The organism is Rhodoferax sp. GW821-FHT10B06, assembly GCF_059415605.1.
This window is the reverse complement of record NZ_JBWKNO010000002.1, coordinates 252,433-272,890: the sequence shown is the minus strand read 5'-3', so window position 1 is coordinate 272,890 and position 20,458 is coordinate 252,433. Positions and strand designations below refer to the sequence as shown.

The 20,458-nt window shown below is 62.5% G+C and carries 18 protein-coding genes and 1 tRNA gene; 14 read left to right on the top strand and 5 right to left on the bottom strand.

The genetic code is table 11. The features are described 5' to 3' along the window. Nucleotides 1–64 precede the first annotated feature (64 nt). Complete coding sequence (locus AC07O2_RS04090) at nucleotides 65–1,261, bottom strand: amino acid aminotransferase (protein WP_495074461.1); 1,197 nt, start codon at nucleotides 1,259–1,261, stop codon at nucleotides 65–67. A gap of 230 nt (nucleotides 1,262–1,491) precedes the next feature. Between AC07O2_RS04090 and AC07O2_RS04085 the strand changes: the two genes are divergently transcribed. The 11 genes from AC07O2_RS04085 to AC07O2_RS04035 all read left to right on the top strand — a co-directional run bounded on the left by AC07O2_RS04085 (nucleotide 1,492) and on the right by AC07O2_RS04035 (nucleotide 10,918). After that, the gene (locus AC07O2_RS04085) at nucleotides 1,492–2,157 is read left to right on the top strand and encodes an ion channel (protein ID WP_495074460.1); all 666 of its coding nucleotides are present in this window, start codon (nucleotides 1,492–1,494) and stop codon (nucleotides 2,155–2,157) included. 115 nt (nucleotides 2,158–2,272) lie between these two features. Continuing rightward, on the top strand, nucleotides 2,273–4,375 hold the full coding sequence (uvrB, locus tag AC07O2_RS04080; RefSeq protein ID WP_495074459.1) for an excinuclease ABC subunit UvrB: 2,103 nt from the start codon (nucleotides 2,273–2,275) through the stop codon (nucleotides 4,373–4,375). 229 nt (nucleotides 4,376–4,604) lie between these two features. Continuing rightward, entirely contained in the window at nucleotides 4,605–5,141 is a 537-nt protein-coding gene (iscR, locus tag AC07O2_RS04075) for a Fe-S cluster assembly transcriptional regulator IscR (RefSeq protein ID WP_490590051.1), read from the top strand. A 72-nt stretch (nucleotides 5,142–5,213) separates the two neighbouring features. Beyond that, nucleotides 5,214–6,431 (top strand): IscS subfamily cysteine desulfurase, encoded by a 1,218-nt coding sequence (locus tag AC07O2_RS04070; RefSeq protein ID WP_495074458.1) that lies wholly within the window; start codon nucleotides 5,214–5,216, stop codon nucleotides 6,429–6,431. 23 nt (nucleotides 6,432–6,454) lie between these two features. Beyond that, a complete protein-coding gene (iscU, locus tag AC07O2_RS04065; protein WP_490590049.1) occupies nucleotides 6,455–6,853 on the top strand; it encodes a Fe-S cluster assembly scaffold IscU in 399 nt (132 codons plus the stop codon). Nucleotide 6,854: 1 nt separating this feature from the next. Next, the gene (iscA, locus tag AC07O2_RS04060; protein WP_495074457.1) at nucleotides 6,855–7,178 is read left to right on the top strand and encodes an iron-sulfur cluster assembly protein IscA; all 324 of its coding nucleotides are present in this window, start codon (nucleotides 6,855–6,857) and stop codon (nucleotides 7,176–7,178) included. A gap of 62 nt (nucleotides 7,179–7,240) precedes the next feature. Further along, nucleotides 7,241–7,774 (top strand): Fe-S protein assembly co-chaperone HscB, encoded by a 534-nt coding sequence (gene hscB / locus AC07O2_RS04055; protein ID WP_495074456.1) that lies wholly within the window; start codon nucleotides 7,241–7,243, stop codon nucleotides 7,772–7,774. 37 nt (nucleotides 7,775–7,811) lie between these two features. Further along, nucleotides 7,812–9,668: a Fe-S protein assembly chaperone HscA gene (gene hscA, locus AC07O2_RS04050; protein WP_495074455.1), complete on the top strand. Its 1,857-nt coding sequence runs from the start codon at nucleotides 7,812–7,814 to the stop codon at nucleotides 9,666–9,668. A gap of 1 nt (nucleotide 9,669) precedes the next feature. Further along, nucleotides 9,670–10,008, top strand: a complete 339-nt coding sequence (gene fdx / locus AC07O2_RS04045) for an ISC system 2Fe-2S type ferredoxin (protein WP_495074454.1) — start codon at nucleotides 9,670–9,672, stop codon at nucleotides 10,006–10,008. Between the two features lie 66 nt (nucleotides 10,009–10,074). Next, nucleotides 10,075–10,794: a DNA polymerase III subunit epsilon gene (gene dnaQ / locus AC07O2_RS04040; protein ID WP_495074453.1), complete on the top strand. Its 720-nt coding sequence runs from the start codon at nucleotides 10,075–10,077 to the stop codon at nucleotides 10,792–10,794. A gap of 49 nt (nucleotides 10,795–10,843) precedes the next feature. Continuing rightward, nucleotides 10,844–10,918 (top strand) — tRNA-Val (locus AC07O2_RS04035). Nucleotides 10,919–11,108: 190 nt separating this feature from the next. On the opposite strand, the gene AC07O2_RS04030 is transcribed toward AC07O2_RS04035, so the two are convergent. After that, the gene (locus AC07O2_RS04030) at nucleotides 11,109–12,239 is read right to left on the bottom strand and encodes an enoyl-CoA hydratase/isomerase family protein (RefSeq protein WP_495074452.1); all 1,131 of its coding nucleotides are present in this window, start codon (nucleotides 12,237–12,239) and stop codon (nucleotides 11,109–11,111) included. Between the two features lie 164 nt (nucleotides 12,240–12,403). Here AC07O2_RS04030 and AC07O2_RS04025 point away from each other — a divergent pair, with 164 nt between their 5' ends. Together AC07O2_RS04025 and AC07O2_RS04020 are read left to right on the top strand one after the other, a co-directional pair. Next, nucleotides 12,404–13,345 carry an ABC transporter permease gene (locus AC07O2_RS04025; protein ID WP_495074451.1) on the top strand — a complete coding sequence of 314 codons (942 nt, stop codon included), beginning with the start codon at nucleotides 12,404–12,406 and terminating at the stop codon, nucleotides 13,343–13,345. A 10-nt stretch (nucleotides 13,346–13,355) separates the two neighbouring features. Continuing rightward, entirely contained in the window at nucleotides 13,356–14,207 is an 852-nt protein-coding gene (locus tag AC07O2_RS04020) for an ABC transporter permease subunit (RefSeq protein ID WP_495074450.1), read from the top strand. Here AC07O2_RS04020 and AC07O2_RS04015 read toward each other — a convergent pair. Continuing rightward, nucleotides 14,204–15,112 (bottom strand): LysR family transcriptional regulator, encoded by a 909-nt coding sequence (locus tag AC07O2_RS04015; protein WP_495074449.1) that lies wholly within the window; start codon nucleotides 15,110–15,112, stop codon nucleotides 14,204–14,206. The genes AC07O2_RS04020 and AC07O2_RS04015 overlap by 4 nt on opposite strands. 96 nt (nucleotides 15,113–15,208) lie before the next feature. Between AC07O2_RS04015 and AC07O2_RS04010 the strand changes: the two genes are divergently transcribed. Then, nucleotides 15,209–16,750 (top strand): MFS transporter, encoded by a 1,542-nt coding sequence (locus AC07O2_RS04010; RefSeq protein WP_495074448.1) that lies wholly within the window; start codon nucleotides 15,209–15,211, stop codon nucleotides 16,748–16,750. A 61-nt stretch (nucleotides 16,751–16,811) separates the two neighbouring features. Here the strand turns inward: AC07O2_RS04010 and AC07O2_RS04005 are convergent, their stop codons facing one another. Together AC07O2_RS04005 and AC07O2_RS04000 are read right to left on the bottom strand one after the other, a co-directional pair. Beyond that, nucleotides 16,812–17,867: a lipocalin-like domain-containing protein gene (locus AC07O2_RS04005; protein WP_495074447.1), complete on the bottom strand. Its 1,056-nt coding sequence runs from the start codon at nucleotides 17,865–17,867 to the stop codon at nucleotides 16,812–16,814. Further along, nucleotides 17,867–20,446 carry an FtsX-like permease family protein gene (locus tag AC07O2_RS04000; protein WP_495074446.1) on the bottom strand — a complete coding sequence of 860 codons (2,580 nt, stop codon included), beginning with the start codon at nucleotides 20,444–20,446 and terminating at the stop codon, nucleotides 17,867–17,869. The genes AC07O2_RS04005 and AC07O2_RS04000 overlap by 1 nt, the downstream gene beginning before the upstream one ends. Nucleotides 20,447–20,458: the final 12 nt, after the last annotated feature.

Sequence of the window (20,458 nt, the reverse complement as noted above, 5' to 3'; positions counted from 1 at the left end):
TGAAAATAGCTACTGACGCAGGCAGAACCTGCGCGAGTAGCTATTTATTTAGGAGCGGTCTGGTTTAGACCACTTTGGCGATGGACGCGCAGACGTAGTCGATGTTCTTGCTGTTCAGCGCGGCCACGCACATGCGGCCGGTGTCGGTGCCGTACACGCCGAACTCGGTGCGCAGGCGCACCATCTGGTCCTTGCTCAGGCCGGAGTAGCTGAACATGCCGATCTGGCTGGTGATGAAGCTCATGTCTTGCTTCACGCCGGCAGCCTTCAGGCCGTCCACCAGCTTCTGGCGCATGGCCTTGATGCGCACCCGCATTTCACCCAGTTCGCTTTCCCACTGGGCGCGCAACTCGGGGGTGTTCAGCACCGTGGCCACGACGGTGGCGCCGTGGATTTGCGGGTTGCTGTAGTTGGTGCGGATGCAGATCTTCAGCTGGCTCAGCACGCGGCTGGCTTCTTCCTTGGATTCGCAGAGCACGCTCAGGGCGCCCACACGTTCGCCATACAGGCTGAAGCTCTTGCTGAACGAGGTGGAGACCAGAAAGCTCAGGCCGGCGGCGACGAACTTGCCGATGACGGCACCGTCTTCCTTGATGCCGTAGCCGAAGCCTTGGTAGGCCATGTCGAGGAAGGGGGTCAGGTTGCGGGCCTTGACCACGGCAACCACCTGGTCCCATTCGGCGGCGGTGATGTCGTAGCCGGTGGGGTTATGGCAGCAGGCGTGCAACACCACGATGGTGCCGGCAGCGGCTGCGTTCAACGATGCCAGCATGCCTTCGAAGTTGACGCCGCGCTTGGCTGCGTCGTAGTAGGCATAGCTGTCGACTTCGAAGCCGGCGTTCTGGAACAGCGCGCGGTGGTTTTCCCAGCTAGGGTCGCTGATCAGCACCTTGGCGCTGGGGTTCAACTTCTTCAGGAAGTCGGCGCCGATCTTCAGGCCGCCGGTGCCGCCAATGCCTTGCACGGTGACCGCGCGGCCGGAGGTGACGGGTTCGGAGTCGGCACCGAAGACCAGGCCTTTGACGGCGCTGTCATAGGCGGCCACGCCGTCGATGGGCAGGTAGCCACGTGCCTTGGGCGCGTCGGTCATTTGCTTTTCAACGGTTTGCACGCAGGCCAGCAGCGGCAGCTTGCCGTTGTCGTCGAAGTACACGCCCACGCCCAGGTTCACTTTGTTGGGGTTGGTGTCGGCAGCGAATTGCTCGTTGAGTCCCAGGATCGGGTCGCGCGGTGCCATTTCGACGGCGGTGAACAAAGACATGGAAAAAGTCCTATGGAGTTGGTCGGGGAAAGAGCTGGCCCGCTGCGCGAATCTGCGCGGAGGGCAGCCTTGAATTTTAGCCGCCAGCGCAGGGGGCGCCCTTGCCAATCCGGCATGGCCGCATGTGAGGCTGTATGTGAATACTACGTATTTGATAGCTGCTTGCGCACGTGTTGTCTGCGCTGGCGGCCAATTTCATGTGGAATTTGCGCTTGTTGGACAATCCTGCCATGCGTTATCTACGGCTTTATGCGACCACCCGGCGCCACCCATCTGCCATCTTGCTGCTGGTGCAGTTGCTGGGCATGGTGCTGTACCCCTTTATCGAGAACACGGCGGCCGGCCATATCGCCTTCGGTGTGTTTGGCATCGTGGTGCTGGCCATCACCACCCGCATGGTGCGGCGCACACCGGGGCTGGCCTGGGTTAGTGCCTGCATTGCGGCACCTGCGGTGGTGTTGCTGGCGCTGCAAGCCATGTTCGGCATGCCCCATCTGCTGCCTTGGTCGGCCGGGCTGGAGGCGGTGTTTTATCTGTATGCGGCGGGTAGCCTGATCGCCTACATGATGGCCGACCGGCACGCCAGTACCGACGAGTTGTTTGCCGCCGGCGCCACCTTCACCTTGCTAGCCTGGGGCTTTACCTATTTGTTCGTGATGGTTCAGGCGCTGCAGCCAGGCTGTTTCTCGGCCATGGTCAACCCCGGTGAGCCGCGCAGCTGGACGGAGTTGATGTTTTTAAGCTTTGCGCTGCTGTCCAGCACCGGCATTGGCGACGTGATTCCCATCACGCCGCATGCGCGTGCGCTGGCCAGCGTGGAGATGTTCACCGGGGTGATGTACCTGGCGGCCGTGGTTTCGCGTCTGATTGGTCTAACCCTGGTGTCGCGCACCTGAGTTTGATTTACCCCTGGATTATTCAGGTTTGAATAATTCAGCTGCTACGGTTTTGCCTGTATTCCTATACAGTATCGGGTTTTGCCGCTTTTGTTGCGATGGGAGCTTGCGCGCCATGACCGAAACCGTTTCCCTGTATCCATCTACCTCCCCCGAGCCGCCGGCGGGCGAGTTTGTCAGCTTCCCCGATTCGCCGTTTGAGCTGTTCATGCCCTACCCACCGGCCGGGGACCAGCCAGAGGCCATCCGCCTGCTGGTGGAGGGGGTGAACGATGGCGAGGTGTTCCAGACCCTGCTGGGCGTGACCGGTTCGGGCAAGACCTACACCATGGCGAATGTGATTGCCCGCCTGGGGCGGCCGGCCATCATCTTCGCGCCGAACAAGACCCTGGCGGCACAGCTGTATAGCGAGTTCCGCGAGTTCTTCCCGAAGAATGCTGTGGAGTATTTCGTCAGCTACTACGACTACTACCAGCCCGAGGCCTATGTGCCGCAGCGCGACCTGTTCATCGAGAAGGACAGCGCCATCAACGAGCACATCGAGCAGATGCGCCTGAGCTGCACCAAGAGCATCATCGAGCGGCGCGACGTGGTCATCGTCGCCACCGTCTCGGCTATCTACGGTATCGGCGAGCCCGAGAGCTACCACCGCATGGTGATGACGCTGCGCACCGGCGACAAGGTGGGCCAACGCGACGTGATCGCCCAACTGATCCGCATGCAGTACCAGCGCAACGACATGGAGTTCAGCCGCGGCAAGTTCCGCGTGCGCGGCGACACCATCGACGTGTTTCCGTCCGAGCATTCCGAGCTGGCCATCCGCATCGAGCTGTTCGACGACGAGATCGAAACCCTGCAGCTGTTCGACCCGCTGACCGGGCGCATTCGCCAGAAGATTCCGCGCTTTACCGTGTATCCCAGCAGCCACTATGTGACGCCGCGCGACAAGGTGTTGGCTGCTGTGGAGACCATCAAGATGGAGCTGTCCGACCGGCTGAAAGAGCTGGTCAGTGCGGGCAAGCTGGTGGAGGCGCAGCGGCTGGAACAGCGCACCCGTTTCGACCTGGAAATGCTGACCGAGATCGGCCATTGCAAGGGTATCGAGAACTACACCCGGCACCTGAGCGGCGCGGCACCCGGCCAGGCGCCGTCCACCCTGACCGACTATCTGCCCAAGGACGCGCTGATGTTCCTGGACGAGAGCCACATCCTGATTGGCCAGTTTGGCGGCATGTACAACGGCGACAGGGCGCGCAAGACCACGCTGGTGGAATACGGTTTTCGCCTACCCAGCGCACTGGACAACCGGCCGCTGAAGTTTGAAGAGTTCGAAACCAAGATGCGCCAGGCGGTGTTTGTATCCGCCACGCCCGCGCAATGGGAGAAGGACCATACCGGCCAGGTGGTCGAGCAGCTGGTGCGGCCTACCGGCCTGGTGGACCCGAATGTGGAGGTGCGCCCCGCCACCCACCAAGTGGACGATGTACTGCAGGAGATACGCATCCGTGTCGAGAAGAACGAGCGCGTCTTCATCACTACGCTGACCAAGCGCATGGCCGAGCAACTGACCGACTACCTGACGGAAAACGGCGTCAAGGTGCGCTACTTACACAGCGACGTGGACACGGTGGAGCGGGTGGAAATATTGCGCGACCTGCGCCTAGGTACCTTCGATGTACTGGTGGGCATCAACCTGCTGCGCGAGGGCTTGGATATTCCCGAGGTGTCGTTGGTGGCCATTCTGGACGCGGACAAGGAGGGCTTTTTGCGTTCCGAGCGCTCGCTGATCCAGACCATTGGCCGCGCCGCACGGAACTTAAATGGCCGTGCCATCCTCTATGCAGACAAGGTGACCGATTCGATGCGCAAGGCCATCGACGAAACCGAGCGCCGTCGCGCCAAGCAGATCGCCCACAACCTGGCGCAGGGCATTACCCCGCGCAGCATCGTCAAGCAGGTGAAGGATCTGATCGACGGGGTGTACAGCGAGAAATCTGGCCGCGAGGCCGAGAAGCTGGAGCAGGACGCCATCCAGCGCGCCAAGGTGGAGGAGATGGGCGAGAAAGACATCGCCCGCGAAATCAAACGCCTGGAAAAGCTCATGCTGGAGCATGCGCGCAACCTGGAGTTCGAAAAGGCGGCCCGTGTACGCGATCAGCTGTCGGTACTCAAGACCCAGGCTTTCGGTGCTTCCGGGCACGACAGCGTGGCGCTATAGCCGTAAAAAATACCCATCGTTCCAAAATAAGACTGATTGGTCTGCTTACCCGACGGATTCGATTGGGTTCTCTGCTACAATGGCACCTGTCAATAAAGAAAAACCAGCAGTTGAGGGCTCGCAATCGCTATGAAAGGCGATTGATAGCTGGAGGAAGAGGGGGTCAGGTTTGCGTTGTGCAGGCCGGCCCAATGTCAACACCAGTACAGCCAACCAGAAGGAGCTTGCGATGCGACTCACCACCAAAGGCCGTTTTGCGGTCACCGCGATGATTGATCTGGCCCTGCGCCAGAATAACGGCCCTGTCACCCTGGCTGCCATCAGCCAGCGCCAGCAGATTTCCTTGTCTTACCTGGAGCAGCTGTTCGGCAAGCTGCGCCGCCACGAGCTGGTCGAATCCACCCGCGGCCCCGGCGGCGGCTACACCCTGGCCCGTAAGGCCGCAGACATCACCGTTGCCGACATCATTGTGTCGGTGGACGAACCCATCGACGCCACCCAGTGCGGCGGCAAGGAAAACTGCCTGGGCGATGCCGGCCGTTGCATGACCCACGACCTGTGGGCCTCGCTGAATACACGCATGGTCGAATTCCTGGATTCCGTCAACCTGCAAAAGCTGGTCGACGACCAATTGGCCAAGGGTGTGCAGATCGAGACCAAGCCCATGGTCAAGCGCGCCATCTCCAGCCTGCCCGTGGTCAAGCCCATGCGCATCACCGGGCCTAATTCGGTATTCGCCCTGGGCAATGTATTTGCCAAGTCGTGATGGCTGACATGTTTTTGCAGCCCCATTTTTCAACCGTGCTTTTTCAAGCCAGCCGCCACTGAGAGCTAGCCAATGGACACCCCACATTTCCCGATTTACATGGACTACAGCGCCACCAACCCTTGCGACGAGCGGGTAGTGGATGCCATGATTCCCTGGTTGCGCGAGCATTTCGGTAACCCGGCCTCGCGTAGCCACGCCTGGGGTTGGGAGGCCGAAGCCGCCGTGGAAAAGGCGCGTGAGCAGGTCGCCGCGCTGATTGGCGCCGACCCGCGTGAAATCGTCTGGACCTCGGGTGCCACCGAGTCCAACAACTTGGCATTGAAGGGCGCCGCCCAGTTCTACAAGACCAAGGGCAAGCACATCATCACGGTCAAGACCGAGCACAAAGCCGTGCTGGATACCTGCCGCGAGCTGGAGCGCCAAGGCTTTGAAGTGACCTATCTGGATGTACAGCCCGACGGCCTGATCGATCTGGAAGTCTTCAAGGCAGCGATCCGTCCCGACACCATTCTGGCCAGCGTGATGTTCGTGAACAACGAAATCGGCGTGATCCAGGACATTGCCGCCATTGGCGCCATCTGCCGTGAAAAAGGCGTGATCTTCCACTCGGACGCGGCGCAAGCCACGGGCCGTGTCGAATTTGATTTGTCGAAGCTGCCCGTCGATTTGATGAGCCTGACCTCGCACAAGACCTATGGCCCCAAGGGCATTGGCGCCTTGTTCGTACGTCGCAAACCGCGTATCCGCCTGGAAGCGCAAATGCACGGCGGTGGCCATGAACGCGGCATGCGTTCCGGCACCTTGCCCACGCACCAGATCGTCGGCATGGGCGAGGCCTATCGCATTGCCAAGGAAGAAATGGCCGTGGAGAACGTCCGTATCAAAGCCTTGCACGACCGCATGCTGGCCGGCCTGAAGGGCATTGAGCAGGTGTTCATCAACGGCCATGAAACGCAACGCGTGCCGCACAACCTGAACATGAGCTTCAACTACGTCGAAGGCGAGTCGCTGATCATGGGCATCAAGGGTCTGGCCGTGTCCAGTGGCTCGGCGTGCACTTCGGCCAGCCTGGAGCCCAGCTATGTGTTGCGTGCCCTGGGTCGCAGCGACGAGTTGGCCCACAGCAGCCTGCGCATGACCATCGGCCGCTGGACCACCGAGGCCGACATCGACTACGCCGTCGATACCATCAAAGTCAATGTGGCCAAGCTGCGTGACTTGAGTCCTTTGTGGGAAATGTACCAAGATGGTGTGGACATCAGCACCATCCAATGGGCTGCCCATTGATTTGAATTGAAGAGGTAAACACCATGGCTTATTCTGAAAAAGTGGTAGACCACTATGAGAACCCCCGTAACGTGGGTTCGTTCGAAAAAGGTGACGACAGCGTAGGTACCGGCATGGTCGGTGCCCCCGCTTGCGGCGACGTGATGAAACTGCAGATCAAGGTCAACCCCGTGACCGGCGTGATCGAAGACGCACGTTTCAAGACCTACGGCTGCGGTTCAGCCATTGCCTCCAGCTCGCTGGTGACCGAATGGGTCAAGGGCAAGACGTTGGACCAGGCCGCGGCCTTGAAGAACAGCGAAATCGCCGAAGAACTGGCCTTGCCGCCAGTGAAGATCCACTGCTCCATCCTGGCCGAAGACGCCATCAAGGCAGCGGTCAACGACTACAAGCAGAAACACGGAGCCGCCCAGGCCCACTGATATGGCTGTGACTTTGACAGAGGCCGCCGCCCGACACGTGACCCGCTACCTGGCCAAACGTGGCAAGGGTGTGGGCGTGCGTCTGGGTGTCAAAACCACCGGCTGTTCCGGTCTGGCCTATAAGCTCGAATACGTGGACGAGTTGGCTGCGGAAGACGTGATTTTCGAAGGCCACGGCGTGAAGGTGCTGGTCGATCCCAAGAGCCTGGCCTATATCGACGGCACTCAGCTGGACTATGTGCGTGAAGGCCTGAACGAAGGCTTCAAGTTCGAAAATCCGAACGAGCGCGACAAATGTGGCTGCGGAGAAAGCTTCCGGATTTAACGGCTGCGCTCCGAACACCAACCGCCCGTGCCCTGTGTGCTGGCGGTTTTTTCTTGGCACCTATGAACCTCCAATCCAACGACTTCGAGCTGTTTGAAATCCCCGTGCAGTTCGCGCAGGACCATGCGGCCATGCAGGCGCGCTGGCAGGCCTTGCAGCGCGAAGCGCACCCGGACCGCTTTGCTGCCCAGGCCGGTGCCGCGCAGCGCGTGGCCATGCAGTGGTCGGTGCGCATCAACGAAGCCTGGGCCCGGTTGAAGGACCCGCTGAAGCGAGCCGCCTACCTGTGTGAGCTGCATGGCGCACCCATCCAGGCCGAAAACAACACAGCCATGCCATCCGCCTTTCTGATGCAGCAGATGGAGTGGCGTGAAGCCTTGGACGACGCCGATAGCGCTGCAGCCCTGGGGGCCTTGAACGCCGAGGTGCTGCAGGCTCGGCGCGACATCCTGGCCCGATGTGCGCAGTTGTTGGATGTGGCGCATGACTATGCGGCGGCCGCCCAGCAGGTGCGGGCGTTGATGTTCATAGAGCGCTTTGCCAGCGACGTGGACGACCGCCTCGACGCAATGGTTACAGCTCCCAAGGGACAATAAGCGTCCCAGATCCCCGCGAACAGATTACAAAAATTCCATGGCGCTTCTTCAAATTTCCGAACCCGGCCAGTCGCCCGACCCGCACCAGCGCCGCCATGCCATTGGTATCGACCTCGGCACCACGCATTCCCTGGTGGCTACCGTGCGCAGCGGCGAGGCCGTGTGCCTGCCCGATGAACAAGGCCGCATCATCTTGCCCAGCGTGGTGCGCTACCTGGCGGGTGACAAGCGCCAGATCGGTCATGACGCCCTGGCCGCGCAGGCCACGGACCCGGAAAACACCATCGCTTCCGTCAAGCGTTTCATGGGCCGCGGCCTGGCCGACATCGCCCAGCGCGAAAAGCTGCCCTATGCATTCATCGACAAGCCCGGCATGGTCAGTCTGCAGACCGTGCATGGCGAGAAATCGCCGGTCGAGGTCAGTGCCGAGATCCTGGCAACGCTGCGTTTTCGTGCCGAAGACAGCTTCAATGACGATGTGTATGGCGTGGTGATCACCGTACCCGCTTACTTCGACGATGCCCAGCGCCAAGCCACCAAGGACGCGGCCCAGCTGGCTGGCCTGAACGTGCTGCGCCTGATCAACGAGCCTACAGCGGCGGCGATTGCCTATGGTTTGGACAATGCCAGCGAAGGCATCTATGCGGTGTACGACCTAGGCGGCGGCACCTTCGATATTTCCATACTGCGCCTGAGCCAGGGTGTGTTCGAGGTCATCGCGACCGGTGGCGACGCGGCCCTGGGCGGTGATGACTATGACCGTGCCTTGGCCGACTGGGTGCTGGCGCAAACCGGCCAACAGGCGCTTACCGCATCCGACAAGGTGGCGATGCAAGTCGCAGCCCGGGCCTGCAAGGAAGCCCTGTCTGCTACAGATTTGGTAGCTTTCAGCGCAGATATTTCCTGCGCCAGCGTGCGATTGGACGTAAAGAAATCAGACTTCGAAGCAGCTACCGCGCAGCTGACCGCGCGCACCATGGTTGCGGTGCGCAAGGCTTTGCGCGATGCCAAGCTGACCGTGGAAGAAGTGCAGGGCACGGTGATGGTTGGCGGCTCCACCCGTATGCCGCAGGTGCAGCAGGCGGTGGCCGCTTACTTTGGCCGCGCACCCCTGACCAACCTGAACCCGGATGAAGTGGTGGCCTTGGGCGCCGCCATCCAGGCAAACCAGCTGGCCGGCAACAGCGGCGCCGATGATTTGTTGCTGCTGGATGTGATCCCGCTGTCGCTGGGTATTGAAACCATGGGCGGTCTGGTCGAGCGCATCGTGCCGCGCAACCAGACCATCCCCACCGCAATGGCACAGGACTTCACCACCTACCAGGACGGCCAGACCGCGCTGGCGCTGCACGTTGTGCAGGGCGAGCGCGATCTGGTGGCCGATTGTCGCAGTCTTGCCCGCTTCGAGCTGCGCGGCATTCCGCCGATGGCGGCCGGTGCAGCGCGCATCCGCGTTACCTTCACCGTCGATGCCGATGGCCTGTTGAGCGTGGCCGCGAAAGAGCAGGGCAGCGGCGTGGAAGCGCAGATCACCGTCAAGCCGTCCTACGGCCTGAGCGACGAGCAAATCGCCCAGATGCTGCAAGACAGCTTCAGCACCGCCGCACAAGATATGCAGGCCCGAGCCCTGGTCGAAGCCCGTGTGGACGCCGACCGCATGCTGCTGGCCACGCACAGTGCGCTGGCCGCCGATGGCGATTTGCTGTCGGCCCAAGAGCGCGCGGAAGTGGATGTACTGCTTGCCGAGCTGGTGCAGGCCAAGGCCCTGAGTGATGCCAAAGCGGTTGAAGCCGTGACCAAGCGCGTGGCCGAGGGTACCGAAGCTTTTGCCGCAGCCCGCATGAACCGGGGCATCCAGCATGCCTTGTCCGGTAAGAACATAGAAACGATCTGATATGCCCGTCATCAAAATACTGCCCCACCCCGAATACTGTCCGCAGGGCGCCGAAATCAGCGCGCCGGCTGGCACGTCCATCTGCGAAGCGATGCTGGACAACCACATCAACATCGAGCACGCCTGCGACATGAGCTGCGCCTGCACCACCTGCCACGTGATCGTGCGCGAGGGCTTTCAGTCGTTGGGCGAGCTGGACGAGAACGAAGAAGACCTGTTGGACCGCGCTTGGGGCCTGGAGCCGAATTCGCGCCTGGGTTGCCAGGCTTTGCTGGCGCAGCAAAATGTGACGGTGGAAATTCCCAAGTACACCATCAACCACGCCAAAGAAAACCATTGATGAAATGGGCTGCTGGCGTAGTTTCTATCTGCGCCAGTAGCTATCAATAGAGTAGCACCTACCGCCATGCGCCAGATCATTCTTGATACCGAAACCACCGGCCTGTCTGCCGCAGGTGGCGACCGCATACTGGAAATTGGTTGCGTCGAGCTGCAGCACCGCAAGCTCACCGGCAACCATTTCCACCAGTACATCAACCCCGAGCGTGACAGCCATGAGGATGCACTGCGTGTGCACGGCATCACCACCGAGTTCCTGCGCGACAAGCCCAAGTTTGCCCAGATCGTGGATGCGTTTCTAGAGTACTGCAGCGGTGCGGAAATCATCATCCACAACGCGTCCTTCGACGTGGGCTTTCTGAACAAGGAGTTGGAGCGCCTGGGCAAGCCGCCGCTGAGCCATTACGTCAGCGGTATCGTCGACACCTTGGCCATGGCCAAGGAGCTGTTCCCCGGCAAGCGCAACTCACTCGATGCCTTGTGCGACCGCCTGGAGGTAGACAACTCGGGCCGTACCCTGCATGGCGCCTTGCTGGATGCCGAGCTGCTGGCCGATGTCTACATCAACATGACGCGCGGCCAGAACGCGCTGATGATCGATGTGGGCAGTGAAGAGACCGAAGTGGGCGTCGCAGCCATACCGCGCATGGACTTGAGTGGCTTTGTGCTCCCGGTACTCGACCTCAGTGAAGAAGAGGCCGCCGCCCATCAGGATGTGCTCAAGCAAATCGATAAATCTAGTGGCGGGAAAACAATTTGGCGAAACCTCGAAAAAGATGTTGTATAATTTGAGGCTTACCTGATAAGAATAAAACATAAGGTTTTAAACGGTTTCAGGGCGATTAGCTCAGGGGTAGAGCACTGCATTCACACTGCAGGGGTCGCAAGTTCGAAACTTGCATCGCCCACCAGATCAAGCCTCCCAAGTCAATGACTTGGGAGGCTTTTTTTATTTCCGATGGAGGGCGTTTTTTATGATGCGATGCTGCAAGGGCCATCAGAGAACTCCCCCGTTGCTCACTCATGGATTGTGCTGACAGGAGCCGGGATGTTCCGGGCGTCCAAGTCACGGTGGGCGCTATTTTTTAATGCCGCAAAGCTTCAGCGCAGTGTTTCCAGCGGGTGTGGGCCATGAAAACGCGGTTGAAAATGCGCTTCTATCCATGGCGGCGTGATGTCTTCCAGCGTGGCGGGTGTCCAGCGCGGGCTCCGGTCCTTGTCGATCAACAAGGCGCGTATGCCTTCCGCCAAATCCGGGTGGGCGCAGCAGCCCAGGGATACGCTGTACTCCAGCCTGAACACTTCTGCCAATGACATGTGGCGCACGCGCTGCCACAGTGCAAAAGACAAGGCGGCGGACGTGGGTGAGCCGTGGTTGAAGCTGCTTGCTGCCTGGTCCAGCCAGGTGTCGCCGCTGCACAGCGTGCGCAGACGGGCGGCAATGTCCAGCAGATCCTCGCCCGCCATGAGTGCCTGGATGCTGTCCCAGTGCGTACGAACGTGCGAAACAGGCAGGCTGTCGCGAGCATGTTCGGCCAGGCTGGTGAGCAGGCGCGACAACTGGCTGCGGTTTTGTGCAGCGTCGTTGCTCCAATGGCTTGCGGCGATGCTGGTTTGTAGTTCATCGCGCGTATGCGGTCCCACATGGAAGTCGGCCAGTCCACAAAACAGTGCATCGGCCGCATTCAGGTGTGCGCCGGTCAGCGCCAGGAACAAGCCTACACGTCCAGGCATGCGGCGCAGTATCCAGCTGCCACCCACGTCGGGGTAGAGGCCAATGCTGATCTCCGGCATGGCCAGTTTGCTGCTGCTGGTGATCACGCGGTGCGAGGCGCCGGCCATCAGCCCAATGCCGCCGCCCATGACGATGCCCTGGCCCCAGCAGAGCAGAGGTTTGGGGTAGGTATGGATGGCGTAGTCCAGCGCGTATTCCTGGGCGAAGAAGGCCTCTGCATGCGGATTGGCACCGCTGCCGCAGTCGCGCAGAGTCTGGTACAGACCGCGCAGGTCACCGCCTGCGCAAAAGGCTTTTTCACCGCTACCTTGCAGGATGACGCCTACGACCTTCGGGTCACTGGCCCAGTGCTGCAGGGCAGGGGCCAGGCGCTGCACCATGGCCAGGGATAAGGCATTCAAGGCAGCAGGCGTGTTCAGTGTTGCCACGCCAAAGCTGCGGCCATCGGCGGTGGGCAGCGTGTCCAGCAGAACGACTTCGGAGGGGTTGGGTGTCATGGTTGGGGCCTGGAAATAGGGGTTTCGTGCCAGTGGCTGCAGGCAGAGCATGCCGAGGTATGGATTTTGCTCATTTGTGGCGCTGGGTGCTCAGCCTACCTGCATGCCCCAAATTCCACGCCAGGCTTGGCGGATATGGCGATTTCTAGAATAAAGTTCGGTATATGAATCTACCCCCATGGACCCGATTGCTGCCCGGTGCCCGCTTTGTCATCGGCGTGCCGTATTTTTGGCTAGCCCTGTTTTTTGTGGCGCCGTTTTTGATACTGGTACGTATCAGCATGACCGATATGGGCAATGGCATTGATCCATTTGCCCCGTTGCTCAGCGCGGTGGACGGTGTTTGGCACATCGTCCTGAAGTACCAGAACTATCTGTCTATCTTCGGTGAACCATCGGAAGACGGGCACATGGTGTGGGGCCAGACCATCTACATCGAGGCCTATGCCACATCCCTCAAATACGCGTTCTGGACCACGGTGCTGTGCCTGTTCATCGGCTATCCGTTCGCCTATTTCATTGCCCGCGCCAAGCCCGGCGCACAAGTGCCTTTGCTGATGATGGTGATGCTGCCGTTCTGGACCTCGTTCCTGCTGCGTGTCTATGCCTGGAAGGGCATCCTGGCAGACCAGGGCGTGCTGAACAATCTGCTGATGTGGCTGGGCATTACCCACGAGCCCATCCAGATGCTTTATACCGATGTGTCCATGCTGGTCGGCATGACCTATGTTTACATCCCGTTCATGATCCTGCCGCTGTACGCCACGCTGTCCAAAATGGATACGCGACTGCTGGAGGCCGCCTATGACCTGGGCGCCACGCCGTGGAGCGCCTTCTGGCTGGTGACCGTGCCGCTGAGCAAGGCGGGCATCATCGCCGGTTCTATGCTGGTGTTCATTCCCGCGGTGGGCGAATTTGTCATTCCGTCGCTGCTGGGCGGCGCAGAAAACCTCATGATTGGCCGCGTGGTGTGGGACGAAATGTTCAGCAGCAACAACTGGCCGCGCGCTTGCGCGCTGGCGATCGTGATGATCCTGTTCATTCTGGTGCCCATGGCGGTCTACAACCGCTACAGCGATGCCCACAACCCGACCGGAAAGGCCTGAGATGCACGCGATGACCCGGCCCTTTCAGCGCCTCATGCAACGCCATTTCGGCCGCTTCTGGCTTGCGGCGGTATATCTTTTTCTGTACCTGCCACTGGTGTTTTTGATCGTTTTCTCGTTCAACAGCACGCGCCAGGACGGGGTTTTCACAGGATTTTCCTTGCGCTGGTACACGGCTTTGATGGGCGATTCGCGGCTGGTGGACGGCTTCTTTCTGTCGCTCAAGGTAGCGGTGATCACCGGCACCCTGTCTACCGTACTCGGTGCTTTTGCGGCCTTTGTGATGGTGCGCTTTCTGCGCTTCAGGGGGCGCACGCTGTTTGCGGGCTTGGTCAGCGCTCCCCTGGTGATGCCGGAGGTGATCATCGGCCTGTCGCTGTTGCTGCTGTCGGTGGCGGTGCAGCGCAGCCTGGGCTGGCCCGATCGCGGCGCTGTCACCATCGTGCTGGGCCACACCTTGCTGGGCATGGCCTATGCCACGGTGGTAATCAGCGCACGCCTGCGTGAAATGGACCGTTCGATCGAAGAGGCGGCCATGGACCTGGGTTGCCGTCCTTCTCAGGTGTTTTTTCTGGTGACGCTGCCGAACATCGCGCCTTCGCTGATGGCGGCCTGGATGCTGACCTTCACCCTGTCGTTTGACGACGTGGTGGTCTCGGAATTTCTCTCTGGCCCCGGCGTGACCACCTTGCCGCAGGTAATCTTTGGTTACGCCCGGCGCGGCGTGAACCCGTCCATCTACGCGGCTGCCGCGATTCTGATCACCGTGGTGTCCATCGGCATCATCTTCTACAGCGCCTATGTGGTGCGCAAGGAAGCCCGGCGTCTGCGCGACATCCAGGCGGCTTCCGCTGCCGGCTAAGTCTTGCCCTGCGGGGCAAACAACCTGGGCGCCATGTAGTCCACAAACGCCCGTAGCTTGGGCGACAGCTGGCGGCTGGACGGCCAGAGCATCCAAAAGTCGCCGCCGTACTGCGTGTGTTCCGGCAGCACGGCTTGCAATGCGCCGCTCTGCAGGGCTTCACGCGTCAGAAAGTCCGGCATATAGGCAATGCCCATGCCGGCAATGCAGGCCTCCAGCATGGCCTCCATGTTGTTGCACACCAGCGTGGCCGGCGCGGTGGCGGCCTCGTCCCTGTTGAGTTGCCATTCCTGCAGCTTGCCGCTGGTCGGGAAGCGGTAACGCAGGCAGGCATGGCGTGCTAGATCGTCCGGCTGCTGCGGTGTACCGGCTTGTTGCAAATAGCTGTCTGCGGCGAACAGCAGGTGGCGAAACGGCCCCAGTTTGCGCGCCGCCAGGGCAGAGTCTGGCATCCCGCCGCTGCGTATCACCACGTCCAGCCCGTCTTCAATCACATCCACCATACGGTCGTTGAAATCCAGCTCGAGCTCGATTGCTGGATAGCGCCGGCCGAACTCGGGCATGTGCGGAAGCAGAAAGCGGTAGCCGATCACTGGCAGGCTGACGCGCAGCCGGCCCTGGGGCTCCTGGGCCGACTGCAGCATCATGGCGCGCGCGTCGTTCAGGTCGTCCAGGATGCGCCGGGCCCGCTCGTTGAACACCTCGCCCTCGGCCGTCAGCCGGATGTGGCGGGTGCTGCGGTGGAACAGGCGCACGCCCAGTTGCGCCTCCAGCTTGGCTACGTTCTTACCCACCGCAGACGCGGAAATGCCCAGCAGACGCCCGGCTGCCACAAAGCTGCGGGTATCAGCTGCCCGCACGAACGAGGTCAGGCCGGCTAGATTGTCAAAACTGTTATCGCTCAATTCGCAACTTTCACTCCGTAAATAGCGGAATTTCAAATGGTTTATCTCTGATTAGAACGCAAATACGATGGAGTTCACTTTTCACTTGCGAACACCATGGCATCTTCAGTACTTTCTTCCATTCCTGTGCGTCAACGTTTGGCCCTGTTGCTCAGCGTCTGCCTGGCGGCATTGGCCATGCCCTTGTCCTTTACCGGCCCGGCCCTGGCGCTGGGTGCTATCCACCAGGACCTGGGCGGTAGTCCGGTGGCCTTGAACTGGGTTACCAATGCCTTCATGCTGGCCTTTGGCGCCTGCCTGATGGCCATGGGTGCGCTGGCCGATACACATGGGCGGCGGCGCGTGTTCCTATGCGGTCTGGCGCTGTTTGTGCTGGCCTCGCTGGCCTGGACCGTGGCCCCAGGCATCGCCAGCTTCAACCTCCTGCGGGCCTTGCAGGGCCTGGGTGCGGCGGCGGCATTGGCCGGTGGTGGCGCCGCACTGGCACAGGCATTTGACGGCCCGGCCAGAACCAGGGCGTTCAGTTTTCTCGGCACAACTTTTGGCGCAGGCCTGGCGTTTGGCCCCCTTCTGGCGGGCCAGCTGATGGCGATGGCGGGTTGGCGCAGCTTTGGGCTGTTGCTGGCCCTGGTGGGCGGGTTGGCTGCCAGCCTGGCCGGTAGATGTATGCCCGAGTCGCGCGACCCGCAGGCAGCGGGGCTGGACCTGCGAGGCGCTATGACGTTTACCGGTGCTTTGGGCCTGTTTACCTTGGCCGTGCTGCAGGCTCCGGCCTGGGGCTGGGCCGATGGCGCGACCTTGGCGTGTTTTGCCGCATCGGCCCTGCTGCTGTATGGTTTTGTGCGCACGCAGCAGCAGGCGGCGCGGCCCATGCTAGATCTGTCGCTGTTTCGCTACCCGCGTTTTGTGGGGGTGCAGTGCCTGGCTGCTGCGCCGGCCTATGCCTATGTGGTGCTGCTAGTCTTGCTGCCGTTGCGCCTGGTCGGTATCGAAGGCCATAGTGCCGCCGACGGAGGCCGTATCTTGATGGCCTTGTCCGCGCCCATGCTGCTGGTACCCCTGCTAGCGGCGTACCTGACGCGCTGGTTCTCGGCCGGTGCGCTGTGCGGCAGTGGGCTGCTGGTGTGCGCTGCCGGTCTGCTGTGGCTGGGCCACTGCCCAACGGGCAGTACTGGGCTGGCGCTGGCCGCGCCATTGTTGTTGATCGGTTGCGGCATCAGCCTGCCCTGGGGCTTGATGGACGGCCTGGCCGTCAGCGTGGTACCCAAGGAGCGGGCCGGTATGGCCACCGGCATTTTCGGCACGGTGCGGGTGGCGGGCGAGGGCGTAGCTTTGGCTCTGGTGGCTGCCGTGCTGGTCGGTCTGGTGGAACATCAGCTGACCCCACTGGTCGGGTCGATAGCGGCATCGTCAGCGGTGGCGCAGCAGCTGGCGACTGGCAATTTGGCGCAGGCCCAGGCGGCTTTGCCGGGCGTGGCGGCAGACGCGCTGGTGCAGGCCTATGGCCAGGCCTTCAGCCTGCTGCTGTACGGCCTGGCAGGGGTGACGGTGCTGATGGCCGGGGTGGTGTTTGCGTTTTTGCGCGAGCCAAGGACTGTTGCAGTGCCCCAAGTTCTTGTAAGCGATTTAAGCCGCTAGCGCAGGTAAATACTGCGCTGGCAGCTATCAATTACATAGTGGCATAGTGTTCGCGTCGTGTTCACATGCGCAGCGTGTCTGCGTAGCCCGTCATCTCCAGATAGCCACGCCCGACCAGCCGGCCTTGCGCGTCCAGCAGGCGGCTCAGGCCTTCCCAGTAGATGGCGCCCGTGGACCCACGGCTGTCTAGTTCCTGGTCGTCCAGCATGGCTTGCACGGTGAAGCGGGCTTGTGGGGTTTGCAGCGTCCATTCCACCGGGTAGCTGGCTTTGCTGTGCGGGCTGGTCCAGCGGCGCAGCGGGCTGAATTGCACCTCGCCAGGCTGGAAGATGCTCAATACCCCCTGCGCCGTGCGGAACGAGCCACCGTCCCACAGCGTGCTGCCGTCCTTGCGGCGGATGCGGAAGGCGGTGAGGGCGCTGCCATCCTGCAGGTTCATGCCCAGCCAGTCCCAGCCGGCGGCCTCGGGCGCCAGGTAGGCCTGGCTCCACTCGTGGTCCAGCCAGGCTCGGCTGGCGTCTGTGTCGATGTCAAAACGCTGGCCTTGCAGCTGCAGATGGCCGCTGACAGCCAGCTGCGGCTGGCTGACGTAGTAGCTGGCCTGGTCGGGCTGCGGGCCTTTGCGCGACAGGCCTTGTTGGCCCTGTAGCAGCAGCGGCTGGGTAGGCGCCAGCTGCAGATGCAGGCCAAAGTCCTGGGCCGGCAGTTCGGCATGGTATTGCTCTCCGGTGCGGACCAGCGACCAGTCGCGCAGGCGCACGGCGGTGTCGGTCTCGCTGGCTTCGGCAATGCCGAAACCGGCGCGGGCAATGCGCTGGTCATGCCAGAGTTTTTGACCCTGCACGTCGGTGATGGCGGCGTGGGCAAACAGCAGCTGCTTGGCTGCGAAGCGCGAAGCCATGCTCTGCGTGGCGGCCACGCGGCTGCGGAAGAAGGTCAGCTGAAAGCCGAATTCGCGTGTGCCTGAGATAGCCCGGCCGGTGATGTACCACCACTCGGTGCCGAAGTCCGGGTGGTTGCCCAGGTCGCGTGGGAACTGCATATGGGCCGGGGGCAAGGCCCAGGCTGGATGGGCCAGGCCCGCCAAAGCCAGGGCGAGAAGATGGCGGCGCTGCATTACCAGTCCTCCTTCACGGCCAGCACCGCGTCCTGGCCGGCGGCGGCGCGCCCGGCCAGCCAGGCCGTTACCGTACCGGCCAGCACCACTGCGGCGCACAGGGCCAGCAGGCGCAGCCAGGGCACCCACAGGTCCATGGTCCAGTGGAAGCTTTGCGGGTTGACCACGAACACCAACACCATGGACACCGCCAGCCCCAGCGCCAGGCCGGCGATGGAGCCTATCAGCGTCCAGGCCGCGCCCTCACCGGCGACCACGGTCAGGATTTGCGTGCGTGTCAACCCCAGGTGGGCCAGCAGGCCAAATTCCTTGCGCCGGGCCAGCACCTGCGCGCTGAAGCTGGCAGCCACGCCGAACAGGCCGATGCCAATGGCCACCGCCTGCAGCCAGTAGGTCACGGCAAAGCTGCGGTCGAAGATCTTTAGCGAGATGGCGCGGATCTGGCGGGCGGACGAGAACTCCAGCGCCTCAGCCACGCTGGCAGGTGCCAGCGCGCGGATGGCCTGCTGCACCGCTTCGGGCTGCGCGCTGTCTTGCAGCCACAGCGCCATGTCGTTGACCTGGCTGTCGCCGCCCAGGCGGATGTAGTCGGCCTGGTCCATTGCAATGGCGCCAAACTGACGCGCATAGTCGCGCCACACACCTGCTACAAAAAAAGTAGCTGCTGGCGCAGATGATTCCTGCGTTAGCGCCCCAAAAGACTTTGAAAGTGGGGCGAACGCCGTGCCCGGTCGCGCGCCGTACAAATCCACCATGGGCTCGCTCACATAGATGCCGATTTGCCCCGCAGGCACGGGCAGGGCCGGGCCTACCAGCGGCAGGCTGCGCGCCGGGTCGCCGATGCTGCGGGCCAGCAGCGTCACGGTGGGTTGGCCCGGTGCCAGTAGCAGGGAGCGTATGCGCAGGCTGCTGGCGCGCTGCACGCCGGGTGCTTGCGCCACGGCCTGCACAAAGCTGGGCGGCAGGGCCAGCGCGTCGTTGCCCGCACCGCTGCTGCCGCTGCGCAGGTACAGGTCGGCCGGCAGCACCACGTCCAGCCACTGCACCATGGAGTCGCGGAAGCTGGCGACCATCACCGTCAGCGCCACAGCCAGGCTTAACGATGCCACCACGCCGCTAACCGCCACGGCCGCGCTTTGGCGCACCCGGCGCGCACGTTCTATGGCCAGCATGGGTAGTAGCCGGTGCGCCAGCAAAGGCGCCAGCCGGTCATACAGCGCAGCAATCAGCCAGGGCAGGGCGGTAATGCCACCCACCAGCAATAGCGCCACAGAGACGTAGGCGCCTAGCGGGATACCGAACATCGGCGGCAGGCAGGCCAGCAGCAGGCCCAGGCCCAGCAGGGCCAGGCTGACCCAATGTGTGCCGCTGCGGCCCAGGTCGGCACCCAGGCCTTTGAGGGTTTGCGCCGGCGGCAGATGCTGGGCCGCGCGGGCTGGCCACCAGCCGCCCACCAGGGCTGCGGCAACGCCCAGGCTGCCATAGGCAAGTGCCGCCCAGGTGTTCCATTGCAGTGGTGGGGCCACCCCAGAAAAGTAGCCACCGCCCAGGTCGCCACCCAGCCAGCGCAGCGCCAGCGCGGCCAGGCCGGTGCCCAGCGCCAGGCCTGCCAGGCTGCCGATAATGCCCAGCACCAGCGACTCCATGAGCACCAGCTGCAGCCGCTCGCGCCCGGTCAGGCCCAGCACGCCCAGCAGCGCGAACTGCTGTGCCCGCTTGGCTACGCTCAGCGATAGCACTGAAAACACCAGAAACGCCCCGGTGAACAGCGCCACCAGGGCCAGCACCGTCAGGTTGACGCGGTAGGCGCGCGAAAGGTTGTCCACCTGCAGGGCTGCATCGCCCGGCTCGGCGGTGGTGATGCCCGGCGGCAGCGCCAGTGTGCGCAACAGGGTCGCCCGGTCGGTACCGGGGCGCAGGCGCAGGTCGATGCGCGACAGCTGGCCCAGGCGCTGGAATGTTTGCTGGGCCGCGCCAATGTCCATCACCACCAAGGCCGGGCCGGTGGCGTTCACTGTGCCGGCCACGGTCAAGGGCGTGGCAGCGCCCGCCAGCTGCAGAGTGCGATGGTCCCCCAGGGCCTGGCGGGCGGCGGGGTTCAGAAAGATGGTGTCAGGCGCGAACAGGGCCAGGCGCTCCGCCTGGGCTGCGGGCACGGGCATCAGGCCCGGCGCGACCGTGCTGACCACCAGGGCATCCACACCCAGCAGCTTGATGGGGATGCGCTGGCCGCCGGCATCCATGGCAAAGGTAGACAGCTCCAGCACCGGGCTGGCCACGGCCACATCCGGGTGCTGGGCTACGCGGGCAAAAATGGCCTCGTCAAAATGGCTTTGGCTGGCGCGCAGCTCCAGGTCGGGCTGGCCGCCCACCGAGCGCACCGCGCTGGAAAACTCGCTCAGGGCCGATGCATTGATGAGCTGTACCGAGAATGCCAGCGCCACGCCCAGCATGACGGCGATCACGGCGGCGGCATTGCGCCAGGGGTGGTGCTTCAGCTCCTGCCAGGAAAAGCTTTGCAGCAGTGCGCGCAGCGGCGAGGAGAGGGTTGACGGCGGGTGGGCTGGCATGCCAGCCATGATAGTAGCCGG

What these genes read in the sequence shown, in the direction of transcription:
- hscB (WP_495074456.1), top strand. Translation starts at nt 7,241, where the DNA reads ATGAACCTCCAATCCAACGACTTCGAGCTGTTTGAAATCCCCGTGCAG.
- AC07O2_RS04025 (WP_495074451.1), top strand. Translation starts at nt 12,404, where the DNA reads ATGAATCTACCCCCATGGACCCGATTGCTGCCCGGTGCCCGCTTTGTC.
- AC07O2_RS04010 (WP_495074448.1), top strand. Translation starts at nt 15,209, where the DNA reads ATGGCATCTTCAGTACTTTCTTCCATTCCTGTGCGTCAACGTTTGGCC.
- AC07O2_RS04000 (WP_495074446.1), bottom strand. Translation starts at nt 20,446, where the DNA reads ATGGCTGGCATGCCAGCCCACCCGCCGTCAACCCTCTCCTCGCCGCTG.
- dnaQ (WP_495074453.1), top strand. Translation starts at nt 10,075, where the DNA reads ATGCGCCAGATCATTCTTGATACCGAAACCACCGGCCTGTCTGCCGCA.
- hscA (WP_495074455.1), top strand. Translation starts at nt 7,812, where the DNA reads ATGGCGCTTCTTCAAATTTCCGAACCCGGCCAGTCGCCCGACCCGCAC.
- AC07O2_RS04070 (WP_495074458.1), top strand. Translation starts at nt 5,214, where the DNA reads ATGGACACCCCACATTTCCCGATTTACATGGACTACAGCGCCACCAAC.
- AC07O2_RS04090 (WP_495074461.1), bottom strand. Translation starts at nt 1,261, where the DNA reads ATGTCTTTGTTCACCGCCGTCGAAATGGCACCGCGCGACCCGATCCTG.
- iscR (WP_490590051.1), top strand. Translation starts at nt 4,605, where the DNA reads ATGCGACTCACCACCAAAGGCCGTTTTGCGGTCACCGCGATGATTGAT.
- AC07O2_RS04005 (WP_495074447.1), bottom strand. Translation starts at nt 17,867, where the DNA reads ATGCAGCGCCGCCATCTTCTCGCCCTGGCTTTGGCGGGCCTGGCCCAT.
- uvrB (WP_495074459.1), top strand. Translation starts at nt 2,273, where the DNA reads ATGACCGAAACCGTTTCCCTGTATCCATCTACCTCCCCCGAGCCGCCG.
- iscA (WP_495074457.1), top strand. Translation starts at nt 6,855, where the DNA reads ATGGCTGTGACTTTGACAGAGGCCGCCGCCCGACACGTGACCCGCTAC.
- AC07O2_RS04085 (WP_495074460.1), top strand. Translation starts at nt 1,492, where the DNA reads ATGCGTTATCTACGGCTTTATGCGACCACCCGGCGCCACCCATCTGCC.
- AC07O2_RS04030 (WP_495074452.1), bottom strand. Translation starts at nt 12,239, where the DNA reads ATGACACCCAACCCCTCCGAAGTCGTTCTGCTGGACACGCTGCCCACC.
- AC07O2_RS04020 (WP_495074450.1), top strand. Translation starts at nt 13,356, where the DNA reads ATGACCCGGCCCTTTCAGCGCCTCATGCAACGCCATTTCGGCCGCTTC.
- iscU (WP_490590049.1), top strand. Translation starts at nt 6,455, where the DNA reads ATGGCTTATTCTGAAAAAGTGGTAGACCACTATGAGAACCCCCGTAAC.
- fdx (WP_495074454.1), top strand. Translation starts at nt 9,670, where the DNA reads ATGCCCGTCATCAAAATACTGCCCCACCCCGAATACTGTCCGCAGGGC.